This is a genomic window from uncultured Roseovarius sp., from assembly GCF_947259555.1.
GTDB lineage: Bacteria > Pseudomonadota > Alphaproteobacteria > Rhodobacterales > Rhodobacteraceae > Roseovarius.
Genome location: NZ_CAMYMD010000016.1, coordinates 1 through 17,554 on the forward strand (window position 1 = coordinate 1; position 17,554 = coordinate 17,554).

The window sequence follows — 17,554 nt, forward strand, 5'->3', positions numbered from 1 at the left end:
ACGCGCCAGCCTTCGCCCGCGCGGACCAGAACCGGGCCGCCCGAATTGCCCGCGCGCACCGGGCAAGCCACCCGCACAAGGCCGCCTGAGCGATGCGCCGGGCACTCGAACCCGGCGCTGAGCCGTTCGGGCCGCCCCCTGTGATAGCCGATCAGCGCCACCGGCCCGCTGCCCCGACGTCCAAGGCGGATGGGGGCAATGCCCTCCAGTGGCTCTGTCAGATGCAGGACTGCCAGATCGTGACGCGGGTCGACACGGCCCGCGCTGAGCGCCTCGGGATGCAAGGCCACGCCCGCGACCCGCGCCAGGCCCGCGTATTCGCCGCGGTCGAGCCCCGCGACAAAGCGCAGCCGGTCCATCGCAAGCGGCGTGCCGTCCCGCCGCAGCAGGCAATGCGCCGCCGTCAGGACGCGCGCAGGCGCAATCAGCGTGCCACTGCACATGCGGCGCGACTTGAAGCCGCCCGCGTTGACCCGCCCGATTGCCTGCCATGCCCCGGCCTCGCCAAACGGCAGCATCGGCAACTCGGCTTGCGCGGGGGCAGGGGCCGGCAACACCCCCGCCAAAAGGAAAATCGCAAGCGCCCGGAACACCGCGCGCGCGCCCCGCCTGGGCGTGGTGCAGGTCAGATCAAGTCGCATGGTCGGGCTCCAGCCTTGAACACCCGCCCAGCCTAATCCGGACAACCGCCGATCACAAAACCCTTGATTGTGATTTCGGGTCAGCCCCATCGACCCGCGCACCGTGCAAGTGCACCGCCGCAATACCGACGGGATACCGATGCGATGAAGCCCGCCTTTCGCGCCTTGCAAATGCCCCGCACCGACCTTAGGTTCCGGCTCAATTCGCGGGCTCTCCGCCCCGGCTCATCAGACAAGGACAGCACCCAATGGAAGCCTTCGGCCAGTTCATTCCTCTCATCCTGATTTTCGCGATCATGTATTTCCTGCTGATCCGTCCGCAGCAGAAAAAACTCAAGGACCACAAGGCCATGGTCGAAGCCCTGCGTCGGGGTGACCAGATCGTCACCCAAGGTGGTCTGATCGGCAAGGTCTCCAAGGTCAAGGACGAGAACGAGATCGAGGTCGAGCTTGCCGAAGGCGTCAAGGTGCGCGTCGTGCGCGGCACAATCGCGCAGGTCCTGTCCAAGACCGAGCCTGCCGAGGGCTGAGCCCAACTTAAACTTGCGCGCCTAACCCATTGAAAAGGCAATATCATGCTGCAAATCGACCTGTGGAAACGCATTGCCATCTGGGGTCTGGTCGCGCTCGGACTGCTGCTCGCGCTGCCCAATGGATTCTATTCGCGTGTCGAGCAGCATAACGATGCCGCGGCGGCCGTCGAGGCCGGTGCCGATCCGTCGAGCGTCGCCGAGGATCTGGCGCTTTGGCCCTCCTGGATGCCCTCCAGCCTTGTCAATCTGGGGCTCGATCTGCGCGGCGGGGCGCATCTCTTGGCGGAGGTGCAGGTCGAGGATGTCTACCAGGCGCGGATCGAGGGGATGTGGCCCGAGGTGCGCGACCTCCTGCGCGAAGAGCGTGACCGCGTCGGCCCGATCCGCTTGCAGCCCACCGAAGCGCCCGAGCTGCGCGTGCGGCTGGTAGAACGCCCCGAGATGACAGAAGAAGCGGCAAGCCTAGTCCGCGGCCTTGCACGCCCTGTGACGGATACAATTACCGGCGTTGGCGACAGCGACATCGAGGTGACGACGGAGCAGGCTGAGATCATCATCCGGCTGAGCGAGGCGGAGCGACGCGCAACAGACGATCGCACGGTACGTCAGGCGCTGGAGATTATCCGGCGCCGCATTGACGAGGTGGGCACCCGCGAGCCGACGATCCAGCGGCAGGGTGCCGACCGCATTCTCATTCAGGTGCCCGGTATCGGCAGCGCCGGAGAGCTCAAGGAACTGATCGGGACAACCGCGCAATTGACCTTTCAGCCAGTCATAAGCCGCACGTCGAATGCCGATGAACGTGCCGGGGTGGGCAACGAGATTTTACCCTCACTCGACGAGCAGGGCGTGTTCTACATTCTTGAACGCGCGCCAGTGGTTACGGGCGAGGAACTCGTCGACGCGCAGCCCGATTTCGACCAGAACGGGCGGCCGGCGGTGTCGTTCCGGTTCAATCCTACGGGCGCGCGCAAGTTTGGCGATTATACGGCCGAGAATATCGGCAATCCATTTGCCATCGTGCTCGATGGCGAGGTGATCAGCGCCCCGGTCATTCAAAGCCATATTCCAGGCGGATCCGGTATTATCACCGGTAACTTTACGGTCGAAGACAGCACAAACCTTGCGGTTCTTCTGCGCGCCGGCGCTTTGCCCGCCGGTCTCGATTTTCTTGAAGAGCGGACAGTCGGTCCGGAACTCGGGGCAGACAGCATCGAGGCAGGCAAGATCGCATGTATCGTGGCCTTTGTGCTGGTGCTGGCCTACATGTTGGCATCCTATGGTACGTTTGGCCTGTTCGCCAATATTGCCCTCATTATCAATGTCGGGCTGATCTTTGGCCTGCTCAGCCTGATCGGCGCCACGCTGACATTGCCCGGCATCGCCGGGATCGTTCTGACCATCGGCATGGCGGTGGATGCCAACGTGCTGGTCTTCGAGCGCATCAAGGAAGAGATGAAGACCGCCAAGGGGGCCGCCCGTGCCATCGAGCTGGGCTATGAAAAGGCGATGAGCGCCATCGTGGATGCCAATATCACCACCTTCCTCACGGCCCTCATCCTCTATGCCATGGGCTCCGGCCCGGTGCGCGGCTTTGCCATCACCCTTGGCCTCGGCATCATTACCTCGGTTTTCACAGCGCTTTTCGTGACGCGTCTGATTGCCGTGATGTGGTTTGAACGCAAACGGCCCAAGAGCGTTTTGCAAGGCCGCGCGCTGCGTCTCGTTCCACAGGAAACGTCCATCGATTTCTTCAGCCGGTGGAAGCTGTGGCTCGGGATCTCCGGGGTCATGATTCTCGTGGCGCTCGGTTCCTTCGGGTTGCAAGGGCTGAATTTCGGCATTGATTTCAAGGGCGGCACCACGATCCGGACACAAAGCGCCGAGCCCGTGGATGTCGGTCAGTACCGCGATGCGGTCGGCGATCTGGGGCTCGGGGATATTAGCATCACGCAAGTGTTCGACCCCACATTTGGCCCCGATGAGAACGTCGCCATGATCCGCATTCAGGCGCAGGATGACACCGAGAGCGTGACGCCGGAGGTGATAGCAGAGGTCGAGGCGGCCTTGCAATCGGCGGTGCCGGATATCGAATTCACCTCCGTCGAAAGCGTCGGGCCCAAGGTCTCGGGAGAGCTTATTCAGGCCGCGATCATCGCCGTCGCCCTCGCCATCGGGGCGGTGCTGGTCTATATCTGGCTGCGCTTCGAGTGGCAGTTCGCGGTCGGCGCGGTGATCGCCCTTGTGCATGACGTGGCGCTCACCGTGGGCATCTTCTCGGAATTGCAGATCCAGTTCGACCTGGCGATCATCGCCGCTCTTCTCACCATCGTGGGCTATTCGCTCAACGACACGGTGGTGGTCTTTGACCGGGTCCGCGAGAACCTGCGCAAATACAAACAGAAGCCGCTGCGCGAAGTGCTCAACATTTCGATCAATGAAACCCTGAGCCGCACGATGATGACCTCCGTCACCACCCTGCTGGCGCTCTTCGCCCTCTACTTCCTCGGCGGTGACGTGATCCGCGGCTTTGTCTTCGCGATGATCTGGGGCGTGATTGTCGGCACCTACTCGTCGATCTTCGTGGCCTCGACGGTGCTGATGTGGCTGGGCGTGAAACGTGACTGGTCCAAGCCCGACGCCAATGCCGGCACGCAATTCGCCAATGTAGATGCCTGAGGCGCTGGCCACGGCGCTCGCCGCGCCGGGGTTGCCCTGGCTGATGCTGGCGATCGGTCTCGCGGGGATCGTGCGGGGCTTTACCGGCTTTGGCACGGCACTGATCTTCGTGCCGGTTGCGGGGATTTTCCTTGCGCCGCAAGTGGTTGTCGGCGTCATCACGCTCACCGGAATTGCCAGCACCTCGGCGCTTCTGCCGCGCGCATGGGGGCAGGCGGACCGGCGGGAGGTGGGCGTGCTGGCGCTCGCCGCACTGATCACCGTGCCGCTCGGCCTGTGGCTCATGGGGATGCTCGACCCGGTAACGATCCGCTGGATCGTGGCCACGGTCGCCGCCGTGACGCTTGCCGCGCTGATCGCGGGCTGGCGGTTCTCTGGCGTGGTTAGCCGCCCGATGCTCATCGCCATCGGTGCGGTCGCCGGGGTGATCGGCGGGCTGACGGGGCTTACCGGGCCGGTGGTGATCCTGTTCTACCTTGCCGGACAATCGGTAGCGCAGACCGTGCGTGCCAACACCATCCTGTTTCTGGCCGCGCTTGATGTGGTGATCGTCGCCAATCTCTTGCTTCAGGGCCGGGTCGAATGGCATATCTTCCTGCTCGCGCTGGTCCTTGCCGTGCCCTATTTCATCACCTCGCTCATCGGGCAGGCGCTGTTTGACCCGCGCCACGAGCGGCTCTACCGTTGGGCCGCCTATGCCGTGATCGGCCTTGCCGTGCTGAGCGGCCTGCCACTCTGGACGTGAAGGAGACGTTGCCATGCAGATGACCGAAATCAGCTTTGCCGGGGCCACGCCCATCGACGGCTACGGGCCGGGATTCTTCCGCGTCGCGGGCGAGGTCATGGAGGGGGCGATCCTCGTGACCGTGCAATCGGCGCGCGGCTGGGGCGGATTCGAGGACACACAGCCTCTGTTGGACCTCGCCCAAGAGGTCGACGTGATCTTCATCGGCACCGGCGCCGAGGTCGCGCACATCCCCGCCGATCTGCGCCACGCGCTCGAAGAGGCCAATGTGGGTGTCGAGGCGATGAGTTCCCCCGCCGCCTGTCGCACCTATAACGTGCTCCTCTCCGAGGGGCGGCGCGTGGCGGTGGCGGCATTGCCGGTGTGACGATGCGCGCAGCCTTGGCGCTTTTCGCGCCCCCGGCTTTGGGCTAAAGCGGGCGCATGATGCTGACTGTAACCGATCTGAGCATAGCACGCGGCGGGATACCCGTGCTGGAAGGGCTGAGTTTTACGCTCGGGGCCGGTCAGGCGATGGTGCTGCGCGGGCCGAACGGTATCGGCAAGACCACGCTCTTGCGCACCGTCGCAGGGTTGCAGCCGCCGCTCTCGGGACAGGTCGATGTGACACCCGAAAGCCTCGTCTACGCGGGCCATTCCGACGGAATCAAGCCGACACTGACGGTCACCGAGAACCTCAACTTCTGGGCGCAAGCCTTTGGCAATCATGATATTTCCGCCGCAATTGCCGCCTTCTCCCTTGGCCCCTTGGCCGCGCGTCCCGCAGGCGCGCTCTCGGCCGGGCAGAAACGCAGGCTCGGCCTTGCGCGGCTTCTGGTCACGGGCCGCGCGATTTGGGTACTGGACGAACCCACCGTCTCGCTTGATGTCGATGCCGTGGCGATGTTTGCCGCCGCCGTGCGCGCCCATCTGGCACAGGGCGGTGCCGCGCTCATCGCCACGCATATCGACCTCGGCCTCTCGGAGGCGCAGGTGCTCGATGTCGGCCCCTACCGGGCCAAGCCGCTCGATATCGAAGATTTCGACGGGGCCTTCCTTTGATCGCGCTGCTGACCCGTGATATCCGGCTGGCGATGCGCGCGGGCGGCGGCTTTGGCCTTGGCCTGTCGTTCTTCCTGATCGTCGTGGTGCTGGTGCCCTTCGGCGTCGGGCCGCAAAGCGCGCTTCTCTCCAAGATCGCCCCGGGTATCCTGTGGCTGGGCGCGCTTCTGGCTTGCCTGCTGTCTCTCGACCGGATCTTCGCCCTCGACTGGGAGGATGGCAGCCTCGACCTGCTCGCCACCTCGCCTCTGCCGATGGAGGGGATCGTCAGCGTCAAGGCGCTCGCCCACTGGCTGACCACGGGCCTGCCGCTTGTCTTGGTGGCTCCGGTCCTGGGCGTGCTGCTGAACCTGCCCGAGGCGGGCTTTCTCTGGCTCACCCTCTCGCTTGCCCTTGGCACCCCCGCGCTTAGCGTCATCGGCACGTTCGGCGCGGCGCTGACCGTCGGCCTCAAGCGCGGCGGATTGCTCCTCAGCCTGCTTGTGCTGCCGCTTTACGTGCCTACATTGATTTTCGGAGCAGAGATGGCCCGGCGCGGCGCGGAAGGGTTTGATATCACCACGCCGCTGCTGTTGCTCGCGGGGATCACCTGCGGCACCATCGCGCTTTTGCCTTTCGCGTCGGCTGCGGTATTGAGGGTCAACCTGCGATGAACAAAGGAAACGGGATGAGCCTGAATTCGCTCTGGGAATATGCCAATCCCAAGAAATTCATTCAGACCACGGACCGCGTCTTGCCGTGGGTCGCGTGGTCGGCTGCACTGACGCTGCTGGTGGGCCTCGTCTGGGGTTTTTTCTTCACGCCGGATGACTACCGGCAAGGCTCCACCGTCAAGATCATCTATCTGCACGTGCCTGCGGCGCTGATGGCGATCAATGCCTGGCTGATGATGCTGGTGACCTCGCTGGTCTGGATCGTGCGCCGCCATCACGTCAGCGCCCTTGCCGCCCGCGCCGCTGCCCCCGTGGGGATGATCATGACCGTGATCGCGCTGCTGACCGGGGCGATCTGGGGCCAGCCGATGTGGGGCACATGGTGGGCCTGGGATCCGCGGCTCACGAGCTTTTTGATCCTGTTCCTCTTTTATCTCGGCTATATTGCCCTGTGGGAGGCAATCGAGAATGACGACACCGCCGCCGATCTCACTTCGATCCTGTGCCTGGTGGGCTCGGTCTTTGCGCTGCTCAGCCGCTACGCGGTGAATTTCTGGAATCAGGGGCTGCATCAGGGCGCGTCGCTCAGCCTCGACAAGGAAGAGAACGTGGCCGATGTGTTCTGGTATCCGCTCTTGGTTGCGATGGCGGGGTTTGTGTTGCTGTTCATTGCACTGGTGCTGATGCGCACCCGCACGGAAATTCGCGCCCGCCGCATGCGCGCGCTGCTGGCTCGTGAGAGGATGGGGGCATGATGCCTGATCTGGGAAAGTACGCAGACGCGGTGCTCTCGTCCTATGCCGTGTCGCTGGTGCTGCTGGCGCTCATAGTATGGCTCAGCCTGCGCCGCTCGAAACGCATCAAGAAAGAGCTGGAAGATATTGAAAGCAAGGTGAAATCCCATGGCTAAGCTGTCGCCGATGATGCTCGCTCCGCTGGTAATCTTCGCGGGATTCGCGGGGCTGGCTTTGGTGGGGTTGGGGCGCGACAATCCCAATGAGTTGCCCTCGGCGCTACAGGGTAAGTCCGCCCCGGCCGTGGCCGTGACGCCGTTGGGCGAGGGTGCGCCCTTCACCGATGCCGATCTGCGCGCGGGCGAGGTCAGCCTCGTCAACTACTGGGCCAGCTGGTGTGCGCCGTGCCGGGTGGAGCATCCCAATCTTGAGGACCTGGCAGAAAGCGGCCTCACCATCTACGGGGTGAATTACAAGGATAAGCCCGGTAATGCCTTGGGTTTTCTGGAAGAATTGGGAAATCCCTATACGGCCATGGGGGCCGATGCTCAGGGTCGCATGGCGCTCGATTGGGGTGTCTACGGTGTGCCTGAGACCTATGTGATCGACGGCGACGGGCAGATCGTGCTGCGCTTTGCCGGGCCGATCACCGACCGGGTGATGGAAAACACCATCCTCCCCGCGATCGAGAGAGCGCGCAATTAGAGCGCGCAGGGCACTGCATGTCCAACCCGGAAAAGGCAGGCTGTATCGCGTCGGTATCACGTCGGTATTGCGTCGGTGCGGGCGCGCGGCCCTGACCGCAATCAATCGTTCCCCGAAGGCCCGGTTTCGGCTATGCCTAGAGTTGAATTTTGGGTCATGTCCGGACGGTGCCATTGCTTGACAGTTTCCTGACCATCGCGACCCACCCGCTGCTGTGGATTTTCATCGGCCTGACGGTGGTGTTCTACGGGGTGCAGGGGGTAGTTGGCCGATCCGCCGAGGCCCCGACCGCGCCGGATGACCGGATCAGGCGGCTGGCGGAGAAAGTGGGCATGAAGGGGCTGCACCCGGTTCTGTTCCTGATCCTTCTTCTTACATGGGGCATCGTCGCGGGCACGCTGTTTGCCGGGCTCTATGCAATCCTGTGGCAGGTCATCTTTCACGCCCCGCCCGAGGCGGCGGAGAACGTCTGGAACTGGCGATTCACCCTCGCGCAGCTTGTGGCGCTGACCACGGTGCTGGGGGCGGTGATCGCGCTGCCGATCACGATCAACCGGCTGATCCTGACCCGGCGGCAGACCGAGACGGCAGAAGACGCTTTGTTCAACGATAAAGTGAGTGTCGCGACGACAGACTTGGCTACACGGAGACAGATTACGCGAGAGGTTGGCGAAGGTGAACATATGCGGATTTTGAGTGAATGGCAGGATGATATTCTGGTGCGTGCCGCAGCAATCGACCGATTGGAAGGTTTGGCCGACGAACGTGAAGCTGAAGCACCACGCATAGCGCGAACGCTAGCCTTGTATGTTCGGGAACTGAGCCGAGAATACCCGCCCGAAGAAATGCAAGAGGAAGATACTCGGCATAACTCTAAAATTAGGCGGTGGGTCCGCGCGGTGAAAGCTGCTCGACCGGACATTGAAAGTGCCGTTCAAAGTCTTGGGCGATTGAACACATCTGGAAAACTTGGAGCGATAGGGATCGATCTGCGCCGCGCAAATTTACAAGGTATTTCGCTGTCCGGGCTGAATTTTAGCAATGCGAGTTTTCTATCCGCAGCTTTGCAGGGGGTTGAGTTGCGTGGAGCGCATTTGCAGGGCGCGAACTTCTTGGGAGCGCAGTTGCAGGGCGCGAACGTCATGGGGGCGCAGTTGCAGAGGGCGGACCTCCGGGTGGCGAAGTTGCAGGGGGCGGATCTCGTAGGGGCGCAGTTGCAGGGGGCAGACCTCATGTATGCGGAGTTACAGGGGGCGGACCTCATAGCAGCGCAGTTGGATGGAGCAGACCTCACGGGGACTAAGATGGACAAATCAACGCTCCTTAGCGCCGCCAATTTTTCGGCATCCGCGCTGAGGGGGAGTGATTTCACGAGCGTACCACAAATCGCTGATCACGTCATGTATGCGTTCGGGGATGGCTCGGTCAGACTCCCGGACGGGGTGGAGTGGCCTGCGCATTGGCCGACATTTGAGTTGGACTATGATCAATTCGACGAAGAGTGGCGCAAGTGGCAGGCGGACCCGGAGACTTATGTGCCGCCAGAGGCCCCCGACGAAGAGTAAGGCGTCCGCCCCTCCCGCCTACCGCTCCACCTCGCAATGCTGTGCTGCCTCGGCGGCGGCGGGCAGGGGGCAGGGGGCTTTGTGGTCGCTGTCGCCGTAGGCGCCGATCACGGCAACCATGCTGATGAACGCGGCCTGCGCGAGGATGACGATGGTTCTCATGGCTGCACCTCTTTTTTCTGCTCTTTTCGCCAAGATGGGCAACGCGGCGGAGAAAGTAAGGGGGAAGCGGCGGGCAAACGCGTCACGCGTGCGTGATCGGCGGAAATCCGTGCAGATGCGGCGCGGACCGGCCAAAACTTGCGCATTCCATGAAAAAAGGGCGGGCCGGTGGGGCGGCGGGAGATCGTCCGGTCAAGCCGGACGATGACGGGAGGACTGGTTAAAGGGGTACGTGTGGCGAGAGATCGTCCGGTCGAGCCGGACGATGACGGGAGGACGGGTTAAAGGGGGGACGTGTGGTGAGAGATCGTCCGGTCAAGCCGGACGATGACGATTGGATGGGGATGACGGAGTGTGCGGGGCCGGGGATGTCCCGGCCCCGCCTTGTCGCTCAGGCGGCGGATTTGGCCAGATCGCGCAGCACGTAATGCAGCACGCCGCCATGTTCGACATATTCCTTCTCGATGGCGGTATCGATCCGGCATTTCAGCGTGATCTCTTTCTCGGTGCCGTCCGCATAGGTGAGGGTGCAGGGCACCTCCTGCTGCGGTTTCACAGCATCGAGGCCGTGGATCGAGACGCTTTCATCGCCGGTGAGGTTCAGCGTCTTGCGGGTGTCGCCGCCGGTGAACTCGAACGGGATGACGCCCATGCCGACGAGGTTGGAGCGGTGGATGCGCTCAAAGTTCTCGGCGATGACGGCCTTGACGCCCAGAAGGGCGGTGCCCTTGGCGGCCCAGTCGCGGCTTGAGCCTGCGCCGTATTGCTCACCGCCGAAGACGACGAGGGGCGTGCCCTGCTCCTGGTACGCCATGGAGGCGTCAAAGATCGAGGTCTGTTCGCCGTCCGGCCCCTTGGTATAGCCGCCCTCGACCCCGTCCAGCATCTCGTTGCGGATGCGGATATTGGCGAAGGTGCCGCGCATCATCACCTCGTGATTGCCGCGCCGTGAGCCGTAGGAGTTGAACTCGCGCACCGGCACCTGACGCTCGGTCAGGTATTTACCGGCCGGGGTGGTTTCCTTGAACGAGCCTGCGGGCGAGATGTGGTCGGTTGTGACCATGTCGCCCAGGAGGGCCAGGATGCGCGCGCCCTCGATATTGGAGATGGTGCCGGGGTCTTTCGACATGCCCTTGAAGTAGGGCGGGTTCTGGACGTAGGTCGACTGCGCGGGCCAGTCATAGGTCTCGCCCTCCGACGTTTCGACCTCCTGCCATTTGTCGTCGCCCTTGAAGACATCGGCATATTTCGACTGGAACGCCTCGCGCGTGACGGTACGCTCGACCAGTTCGGCGATCTCGGCCTGGCTCGGCCAGATATCCTTGAGGTAGACCGGGTTGCCGTCCTTGTCATGGGCGAGGGGATCCTGGCTGATGTCGATATTCATGTCACCGGCGAGCGCGTAGGCCACCACGAGCGGCGGCGAAGCGAGGTAGTTGGCGCGCACATCCGGAGAGATGCGCCCCTCGAAGTTGCGGTTGCCGGAGAGCACAGACGTGGCGATGAGATCGGCCTCGGCGATGGCCTCGGAGATTTCCTTTTGCAGGGGGCCCGAGTTGCCGATGCAGGTGGTGCAGCCATAGCCCACGAGGTTGAAGCCGATGGCGTCGAGATCCTCTTGCAGGCCGGCGGCCTCGAGGTAGTGCGAGACCACCTGAGAGCCGGGGGCGAGGGAGGTCTTGACCCAGGGCTTGCGGGTGATGCCCAGTTCGCGCGCCTTGCGGGCCACGAGGCCTGCGCCGATCATCACGTAAGGGTTGGAGGTGTTGGTGCAGGAGGTGATCGACGCGATCACCACCGAGCCGTCGCGCAGTTCATAGTCCTCGCCCTTGACGGGGGCGGATTTGCGCGGGTCTTGAGCCGCGTCGGGGGCCGGGCCCTCGGCGGCCATGTCGGTGGCGTCGGCGCCTTCATCCTCGCCGCGATATTCCGAGACGACATCAAAGAATTTCGACGCGGCCTGATCGAGGGCGACGTAATCCTGCGGGCGTTTGGGGCCGGAGATGGCGGGCACGATGGTGCCCATGTCGAGGCTGAGCGTGTCGGTATAGACCGGCGCGTAATCGGCGGTGCGCCAGAAGCCGTTTTCCTTGGCATAGGCCTCGACCAGTTCGACGCGGGCCTCGTCGCGCCCGGTGTTGCGCAGGTAACGCAGGGTTTCGTCGTCGATCGGGAAAAAGCCGCAGGTTGCACCGTATTCGGGGGCCATGTTGGCGATGGTGGCGCGGTCGGCGAGCGGCAGGTGATCGAGGCCGGAGCCGTAGAATTCGACGAATTTGCCGACCACGCCCTTCTGGCGCAGCATTTCCACGACCTTGAGCACCAGGTCGGTGCCGGTGGTGCCTTCCATCATCGCGCCGGTCAGCTCGAAGCCGACGACCTCAGGGATCAGCATGGAAATCGGTTGGCCGAGCATCGCGGCCTCGGCCTCGATGCCGCCGACGCCCCAGCCGAGGACCGAGACGCCGTTGATCATCGTGGTGTGGCTGTCGGTGCCCACGAGCGTGTCGGGGTAGGCCACCGTCTCGCCGTTCTGGTCCTCGTCGGTCCAGACGGTCTGGGCCAGGTATTCGAGATTGACCTGATGGCAGATGCCGGTGCCGGGGGGGACGACGCGGAAGTTGTTGAACGCGCCCTGACCCCATTTGAGGAACTGATAGCGCTCCATGTTGCGCTCGTATTCGCGGTCCACGTTCATCTGGAAGGCGCGCGGATTGCCAAACTCGTCGATCATCACCGAGTGGTCGATCACCAGATCGACGGGGTTGAGCGGGTTGATCTGCTGTGCATCGCCGCCAAGCGCCACGATCCCGTCGCGCATCGCGGCCAGATCGACCACAGCCGGCACGCCGGTGAAATCCTGCATCAGCACGCGGGCCGGGCGATAGGCCAGTTCGCGGTTGGCGCGGCCGCCATTCGCGGCCCATTCGGAGAACGCCTTGATATCGTCGACGGTGACGGTCTTGCCGTCCTCGAAGCGCAGCATGTTCTCGAGCACCACCTTGAGGGCGGCGGGCAGGCGCGAGAAATCGCCGAGACCGGCGGCCTCGGCGGCGGAGATCGAATAATAGGCGACGCTTTGGTCGCCGACGGTGAGGGTCTTGCGGGTCTTTGCGCTGTCTTGTCCGACACTGATGGGCATGGGGGCCGTCCTTTCATGGTCGAGGCTGGATAACTTGACCCTGCTTCTGACCGATTTGGCGATGCCGATCAAGAGGGCTGGGCTAGTTTATGTATACTATTGCACACAATTGGGTTCATTTCAAGATCCCGCCCCTGTCTCTCGAAACCTTGATTGGTTATATTGAGCCAGGCAACCTAGATTGCCGGGTGTTCCAGCATGGGAAACTGTGTTGGGATGACATGGGCACCAACGGGATGAAAATTGATATGCGACAGATCGCGGCTAACGTTTGCGCAGGGCTGATGGCCCTCATGATCGGCGTGATACAGGCCGGGGCGCGGGAGAGGCCGGTGGTTGTGGAGCTGTTTACGTCCCAAGGCTGCGCGTCCTGTCCTCCAGCGGATGCGTTCCTGACGCAGCTGGCGTCGCGTGATGACGTCCTGGCGCTCGCTTTCCACGTGGATTACTGGGATTATATCGGCTGGGAAGACAGTTTTGGCAGCCCGGACTATAGCGCGCGACAGCGCGGCTATGCCGCTGCAAACGATCGCAAGATGGTCTACACACCTCAGATGATCATAAATGGCTCGGATCATGTGGTCGGCACCCGGTTGCGGGACGTGACAGACCTGATCGACAAGCATCTTGCACGGAGCGGACATGATATAGCCGTTCACATCGGGCGTGAGGGCGGGCGCGTCCGTCTTCGGGCTGACGCGCAGCCCGCGCGCGAGATGCCGCTCATGGTGCAACTCGTTCGCTACATGCCGGAAGAGACTGTGGCCATCGAGCGGGGTGAGAACGCCGGAGAGACCATCACCTACACCAACATCGTGACCGAGATGGTGCGGCTGGCGCGTTGGGACGGCGAAGCGCCGCTCGATCTGGAATTCGAGATACGCGGCGATGAGCCAGCGGTTGTCTTGCTGCAATATCCCGATTTCGGAACGATCGAGGCGGCGGTGCGTCTGCGTTGAATAGGCTCAACTGTCTGACCATAGAGACGCGTAGACACGGGCAATGCCCTGCGCCTCGCGCTCGATGCTGAACTCGGCCTCGGCAAGGCGTCGCGCGTGATCCGCCATTCTGGAATGATGCGCCGGATTGCGCAACAGCGTGTCAAGGTCATGCGCGGCGTCGGCTGTGATGAGACCTGCCGTGCCGCCGGCCGCAAACCGTCGATAATAGCCCGCGTCGGTGGCGACGAACGGCACGCCGGAGGCCATTGCTTCGAGCGGGGCCATTCCATAGCCTTCATAGGTCGGCAATTGCACCACCGCCGTCAACGCGCGCAAGAGGGCAGGTATCGTGTCAGGCGCGATCTCGCCGGTAAAAAGAAGGCGGTCGGCAAGCCCTGCCTTGGCGATCCGCGCCTTTAGGTCGGCGAGAAACTGCTGGTCCTGCCGGCCTGCGCGCCCGATGACAAGGGCTGTGACGTCGGGGTGGTCCGGTAGCAGGCGCAGCATCGCATCGACAAAGCGATCGGTGCCTTTTTCGGGCCGTATGCGCCCGATGGTCGCGATCCCGCATGTCCCGGGGTAGCCGGTCGCGGACCATGCCGCTGCCCTGTTGACGGCCGGGCTGAACCGCGCGCAATCCACGCCGTGCGGCACGACGGCGCGCAGATGCGGGACATATCCGGCGGCGGCCTCGGTGGTCGCGATGACGGCATCCATGCGGGAGATGAGCCAGCGGGGAAAGGCCGAATGGCGGCGTTGCGCGGCGGAGGTAAAGACGATGCGGATGGGCAGGCGCAGCACGTCCCGCGCCCAAAGGGCGGCGCGCATTTCCGTGTTGCGGCGCACATGCCAGATCGTGCAGGGCCGACCCTGCGGCGGCACCTGTGAGAGGCGGCGTGCCTCGGAGCGAGAGACAGGCGCCGGACAGCCGGGCAGCGCCACGCCTGACAGCGCCATGTCGAATTGGTGGTGTTGCAGGCGCACAACGCCCGCCGCCGTGGCCGAGACACCGGTGAAATTGCGATTGAAATTGGTCACGATCAGTTCGGTCATCGGGCGGCGAACTTGAGTATTTCGAGAACGGTGAATGATAGGATCATGTGGACAGACCGAGGCTGAGGGACAGGTCGTCGATGATCTGGTCGAGCGCGGTTTGCTGCGACTCGGTGACCGCGATGGACGTCTCACGCATCTGGCGCAGGGCCTGTGGATCAGCCAACAGGCGGTCGAGAGATTTCGCGAGACTTTTGGCATCCTGGACCTCTAGCGCCGCACCCGAGGCGTCAAACGCCGGGTAGGCGTCGGCGAAATTGGCGTAATGCGGGCCATGCAGGATCGCCGAGCCGGCGAGGGCAGGCTCGTAGGGCGTGTGGCCGCCTGCGCGCGTGAAAGATCCGCACAGACAGGTCAGGGGTGATAGCGCATACCAAAGCCCGGTCTCGCCCAGAGTGTCCGCGAGATAGACTTGGGTCTGGCTGGTGATCTGCCCGCCAATGGCGCGGCGCGCCGCATCAAAGCGGTGATCCGCGATCAGCGTCTCAAGCGCCGCACCGCGCTCGGGGTGGCGCGGCACCAAGATGAGTAGTGCGTCCGGTTGCGAGGTGAGCAGGCGGGCATGGGCCGCAAGCATGATCTCGTCTTCGCCGGGATGTGTGGAGGCCGCAAGCCAGACCGGACGCAAGCCGATCTGCCGGGCAATGGCGTCGCGGGTGTCTGTCTCATAGGGCAACGCCCCTGCGAGCGACTTGAGGTTTGTGCCGGGCCGCGCGCGCGTCAGTCCGAGCGCCTGAAGGTGGTCTGCGGTCCGAGTGTCCTGACAATGGATCAGTTGAAACGTTTCCATCAGGTGCCGCGCGGTCCGGGGCGCGCGCCGCCAATTGCGGGAAGAGCGGTCGGAAAGCCGCGCGTTGATCAGCGCGAGCGGCGTGCCCGCGCTATGTGTCGCGCGCAGCATCTGGGGCCAAAGCTCGCTCTCGACAAGAACCGCGGCGTCGGGGTGCCAGTGACGCAGGAACCGGCGCATCGCCGGGCCGGTGTCGAGCGGGGCAAACTGGTGCCGGGTGCGCGGCGGCAAACGCGCCGCCACGATGTCGGCGGAGGTGGCTGTACCGGAGGTCAGCAGAAAGTGCAGATCGGGGCTCGTTTCGGCCCAACGGGTAATGAGGCGCAGCACCGAGACGCTTTCGCCGACGCTCGCGGCATGAAACCAGACCAGCCTGCCCTCGGGCCGGGGCAGGGTGGCGTACCCGATTCGCTCGGGCCATCGGGCAGGGGGGGTGCCCTGCGCCGAGAGCTTTGATTTCACTCTGGCGTAGGCCAATGGCCCAAGCAGATTGGCCGCCGCGCCGTAGAGCCTGAGAAGCAGGGGCGCGGGCCTGCCGACCATCAGCCGCCGGTATGGCTCATGTGGCGCGAGACGCGGCCATCGACCGATTGCCTTGAATAGTCGAAATCATGACCTTTGGGCTTGCGCGTGATCGCGCTGCGAATGGCCTCCATCAGGGGAGCGTCGCTGGCCGGATTGTTGCGCAGCGGTGCGCGCAGGTCGGCCATGTCCTCTTGGCCGAGGCACATGTAGAGCTCGCCGGTGCAGGTCAGGCGCACACGGTTGCAGCTTTCGCAGAAATTATGCGTGAGCGGCGTGATGAAGCCGATCTTTTGCCCGGTTTCCTCGATCCGCACATAGCGGGCCGGGCCGCCGGTGCGGTCTGGCAGGTCGGTGAGGGTAAACCTCTCGCGCAGGTCGGTGCGCAGATCGGAGAGCTTCCAGTACTGGTCAAGCCGGTCCTCATTGCCGATATCGCCCATCGGCATGACCTCGATAAAGGTGAGGTCCATGTCGCGCTCCGCGCACCAATCGGTCAGCGTGAACAATTCGTCCTCGTTGAAGCCCTTGAGCGCGACGGTGTTGATCTTGACCCTGAGGCCCGCGCGTTGGGCCGCGTCAATGCCCTTGATCACCTGGGGCAGGCGGCCCCACCGGGTGATATCGGCGAATTTCTTCTCATCCAGCGTGTCGAGCGAGATGTTGACCCGGCGCACGCCGGCTTCGTAAAGATCGTCCGCAAAACGCTCCATCTGGCTGCCATTGGTGGTCAGCGTCAGTTCCTTGAGCGCGCCACTGTCGAGGTGGCGTGTCATGCCGTCGAAAAACGTCATGATGCCCTTGCGCACCAGCGGCTCTCCGCCAGTTATGCGTAGCTTTTCAACGCCCATGTCGATGAAGGTCGTGCACATGCGATCCAGCTCTTCGAGCGTCAGCAGCTCTTTCTTGGGCAGGAAGGTCATGTTTTCCGACATGCAGTAAACGCAGCGAAAATCGCAGCGGTCGGTGACGGAGACGCGCAGATAAGAGATAGCGCGCTGGAACGGGTCAATGAGAGGTGCTGTCATACTGCAAATCTATGCGCGGCCGGGCAGAGGGGCAAGGGACAAGTTCGGCGTTGATGGGCGCGGGAGGCAAGGTTAGGGTACGCGCATGAGACAGACGGGCTTCATCATAGCGGTCGGAATGGCCCTTGGGGGCTGTGCCCAGGTTGAACGGGTGTTCGCCCCGCAGGCGGCCCCGGAGGCCGGGGCCGAGCCGCCTGTGGCCGAGACGCCGGCGCCTGTGCGACCGAACACGCCGGACGCTCTGGACACCGTCACACCGCAAGAGCGCGCGGCGGCGCGGCGAGAGGCTGCGACGAGCGCGGCACGCGATCTGGGGACGACAATTGCGTCTCTCGGGGCACCGGGCGAGGCCGGGCTTTGGCTCAAGACGCCATTAGTCGATGTTGCGGGCCGGGGCCGGGTGGATTACGCACCGTCCGGGCAGTCCGTGGCGGTCGATCTTATTCCGCTCGCGGCCGAGCGAGGCGCGGGTAGCCAGCTCTCGCTGGCGGCGTTCCGTGCGATCGAGGTGCCGTTGACCGCGTTGCCGGAATTGCGGGTCTATCGGCTCGGTGAGTGATACGACGCATTAGACGTGACCTGCCGGGACCTCTAGATGTCGGCGAGGCGTTTGCGTCCGG

The 17,554-nt window shown here is 63.7% G+C and carries 18 protein-coding genes; 12 read left to right on the forward strand and 6 right to left on the reverse strand.

The window, feature by feature from the left end:
* Positions 1 to 641 (reverse strand): serine protease (locus tag Q0X85_RS02345; RefSeq protein WP_297768465.1); only part of this gene is annotated, 641 nt, incomplete at its 3' end.
* Between the two features lie 248 nt (positions 642 to 889).
* On the opposite strand from Q0X85_RS02345, the gene yajC reads away from it, so the two are divergent.
* From yajC to Q0X85_RS02395, 10 genes are all read left to right on the forward strand, one after another.
* Complete coding sequence (yajC, locus tag Q0X85_RS02350) at positions 890 to 1,171, forward strand: preprotein translocase subunit YajC (RefSeq protein ID WP_297768468.1); 282 nt, start codon at positions 890 to 892, stop codon at positions 1,169 to 1,171.
* Between the two features lie 45 nt (positions 1,172 to 1,216).
* Positions 1,217 to 3,853 carry a protein translocase subunit SecD gene (gene secD / locus Q0X85_RS02355; RefSeq protein ID WP_297768471.1) on the forward strand — a complete coding sequence of 879 codons (2,637 nt, stop codon included), beginning with the start codon at positions 1,217 to 1,219 and terminating at the stop codon, positions 3,851 to 3,853.
* Positions 3,846 to 4,598 (forward strand): sulfite exporter TauE/SafE family protein, encoded by a 753-nt coding sequence (locus Q0X85_RS02360; protein WP_297768473.1) that lies wholly within the window; start codon positions 3,846 to 3,848, stop codon positions 4,596 to 4,598. Before secD ends, Q0X85_RS02360 begins: the two co-directional genes overlap by 8 nt.
* Positions 4,599 to 4,611: 13 nt before the next feature.
* Positions 4,612 to 4,965, forward strand: coding sequence for an Mth938-like domain-containing protein (locus Q0X85_RS02365; RefSeq protein ID WP_297768475.1), 354 nt, complete (start codon positions 4,612 to 4,614; stop codon positions 4,963 to 4,965).
* 56 nt (positions 4,966 to 5,021) lie between these two features.
* Positions 5,022 to 5,639, forward strand: coding sequence for a heme ABC exporter ATP-binding protein CcmA (ccmA, locus tag Q0X85_RS02370; RefSeq protein WP_297768478.1), 618 nt, complete (start codon positions 5,022 to 5,024; stop codon positions 5,637 to 5,639).
* The gene (gene ccmB, locus Q0X85_RS02375; RefSeq protein WP_297768480.1) at positions 5,636 to 6,292 is read left to right on the forward strand and encodes a heme exporter protein CcmB; all 657 of its coding nucleotides are present in this window, start codon (positions 5,636 to 5,638) and stop codon (positions 6,290 to 6,292) included. The genes ccmA and ccmB overlap by 4 nt, the downstream gene beginning before the upstream one ends.
* A gap of 14 nt (positions 6,293 to 6,306) precedes the next feature.
* Complete coding sequence (locus Q0X85_RS02380; RefSeq protein WP_297768483.1) at positions 6,307 to 7,047, forward strand: heme ABC transporter permease; 741 nt, start codon at positions 6,307 to 6,309, stop codon at positions 7,045 to 7,047.
* Entirely contained in the window at positions 7,044 to 7,202 is a 159-nt protein-coding gene (gene ccmD / locus Q0X85_RS02385; RefSeq protein WP_297768486.1) for a heme exporter protein CcmD, read from the forward strand. The genes Q0X85_RS02380 and ccmD overlap by 4 nt, the downstream gene beginning before the upstream one ends.
* Positions 7,195 to 7,731, forward strand: a complete 537-nt coding sequence (locus Q0X85_RS02390; RefSeq protein ID WP_297768487.1) for a DsbE family thiol:disulfide interchange protein — start codon at positions 7,195 to 7,197, stop codon at positions 7,729 to 7,731. Before ccmD ends, Q0X85_RS02390 begins: the two co-directional genes overlap by 8 nt.
* Positions 7,732 to 7,904: 173 nt before the next feature.
* Positions 7,905 to 9,296 (forward strand): pentapeptide repeat-containing protein, encoded by a 1,392-nt coding sequence (locus Q0X85_RS02395; protein ID WP_297768490.1) that lies wholly within the window; start codon positions 7,905 to 7,907, stop codon positions 9,294 to 9,296.
* Positions 9,297 to 9,314: 18 nt separating this feature from the next.
* Here Q0X85_RS02395 and Q0X85_RS02400 read toward each other — a convergent pair whose 3' ends face one another.
* Both Q0X85_RS02400 and acnA read right to left on the reverse strand, forming a co-directional pair.
* On the reverse strand, positions 9,315 to 9,458 hold the full coding sequence (locus Q0X85_RS02400; RefSeq protein ID WP_175477347.1) for a hypothetical protein: 144 nt from the start codon (positions 9,456 to 9,458) through the stop codon (positions 9,315 to 9,317).
* Positions 9,459 to 9,849: 391 nt separating this feature from the next.
* A complete protein-coding gene (acnA, locus tag Q0X85_RS02405) occupies positions 9,850 to 12,600 on the reverse strand; it encodes an aconitate hydratase AcnA (RefSeq protein ID WP_297768497.1) in 2,751 nt (916 codons plus the stop codon).
* A 284-nt stretch (positions 12,601 to 12,884) separates the two neighbouring features.
* On the opposite strand from acnA, the gene Q0X85_RS02410 reads away from it, so the two are divergent.
* Positions 12,885 to 13,559: a DUF1223 domain-containing protein gene (locus tag Q0X85_RS02410; RefSeq protein ID WP_297768500.1), complete on the forward strand. Its 675-nt coding sequence runs from the start codon at positions 12,885 to 12,887 to the stop codon at positions 13,557 to 13,559.
* Between the two features lie 6 nt (positions 13,560 to 13,565).
* Here the strand turns inward: Q0X85_RS02410 and Q0X85_RS02415 are convergent, their stop codons facing one another.
* The 3 genes from Q0X85_RS02415 to moaA are packed head-to-tail and all read right to left on the reverse strand — an operon-like array spanning position 13,566 to position 16,934.
* The gene (locus Q0X85_RS02415; RefSeq protein ID WP_297768503.1) at positions 13,566 to 14,594 is read right to left on the reverse strand and encodes a glycosyltransferase family 4 protein; all 1,029 of its coding nucleotides are present in this window, start codon (positions 14,592 to 14,594) and stop codon (positions 13,566 to 13,568) included.
* 43 nt (positions 14,595 to 14,637) lie between these two features.
* Complete coding sequence (locus Q0X85_RS02420; protein ID WP_297768506.1) at positions 14,638 to 15,927, reverse strand: 3-deoxy-D-manno-octulosonic acid transferase; 1,290 nt, start codon at positions 15,925 to 15,927, stop codon at positions 14,638 to 14,640.
* Complete coding sequence (moaA, locus tag Q0X85_RS02425) at positions 15,927 to 16,934, reverse strand: GTP 3',8-cyclase MoaA (RefSeq protein ID WP_297768509.1); 1,008 nt, start codon at positions 16,932 to 16,934, stop codon at positions 15,927 to 15,929. The genes Q0X85_RS02420 and moaA overlap by 1 nt, the downstream gene beginning before the upstream one ends.
* Positions 16,935 to 17,019: 85 nt before the next feature.
* Between moaA and Q0X85_RS02430 the strand changes: the two genes are divergently transcribed.
* Positions 17,020 to 17,493 (forward strand): hypothetical protein, encoded by a 474-nt coding sequence (locus tag Q0X85_RS02430; RefSeq protein WP_297768512.1) that lies wholly within the window; start codon positions 17,020 to 17,022, stop codon positions 17,491 to 17,493.
* Positions 17,494 to 17,554: the final 61 nt, after the last annotated feature.

Coding starts and splice junctions, on each gene's coding strand:
- yajC (WP_297768468.1), top strand. CDS start 890: ATGGAAGCCTTCGGCCAGTTCATTCCTCTCATCCTGATTTTCGCGATC.
- secD (WP_297768471.1), top strand. CDS start 1,217: ATGCTGCAAATCGACCTGTGGAAACGCATTGCCATCTGGGGTCTGGTC.
- Q0X85_RS02360 (WP_297768473.1), top strand. CDS start 3,846: ATGCCTGAGGCGCTGGCCACGGCGCTCGCCGCGCCGGGGTTGCCCTGG.
- Q0X85_RS02365 (WP_297768475.1), top strand. CDS start 4,612: ATGCAGATGACCGAAATCAGCTTTGCCGGGGCCACGCCCATCGACGGC.
- ccmA (WP_297768478.1), top strand. CDS start 5,022: ATGATGCTGACTGTAACCGATCTGAGCATAGCACGCGGCGGGATACCC.
- Q0X85_RS02380 (WP_297768483.1), top strand. CDS start 6,307: ATGAGCCTGAATTCGCTCTGGGAATATGCCAATCCCAAGAAATTCATT.
- ccmD (WP_297768486.1), top strand. CDS start 7,044: ATGATGCCTGATCTGGGAAAGTACGCAGACGCGGTGCTCTCGTCCTAT.
- Q0X85_RS02390 (WP_297768487.1), top strand. CDS start 7,195: ATGGCTAAGCTGTCGCCGATGATGCTCGCTCCGCTGGTAATCTTCGCG.
- Q0X85_RS02400 (WP_175477347.1), bottom strand. CDS start 9,458: ATGAGAACCATCGTCATCCTCGCGCAGGCCGCGTTCATCAGCATGGTT.
- acnA (WP_297768497.1), bottom strand. CDS start 12,600: ATGCCCATCAGTGTCGGACAAGACAGCGCAAAGACCCGCAAGACCCTC.
- Q0X85_RS02410 (WP_297768500.1), top strand. CDS start 12,885: ATGGCCCTCATGATCGGCGTGATACAGGCCGGGGCGCGGGAGAGGCCG.
- Q0X85_RS02415 (WP_297768503.1), bottom strand. CDS start 14,594: ATGACCGAACTGATCGTGACCAATTTCAATCGCAATTTCACCGGTGTC.
- Q0X85_RS02420 (WP_297768506.1), bottom strand. CDS start 15,927: ATGGTCGGCAGGCCCGCGCCCCTGCTTCTCAGGCTCTACGGCGCGGCG.
- moaA (WP_297768509.1), bottom strand. CDS start 16,934: ATGACAGCACCTCTCATTGACCCGTTCCAGCGCGCTATCTCTTATCTG.
- Q0X85_RS02430 (WP_297768512.1), top strand. CDS start 17,020: ATGAGACAGACGGGCTTCATCATAGCGGTCGGAATGGCCCTTGGGGGC.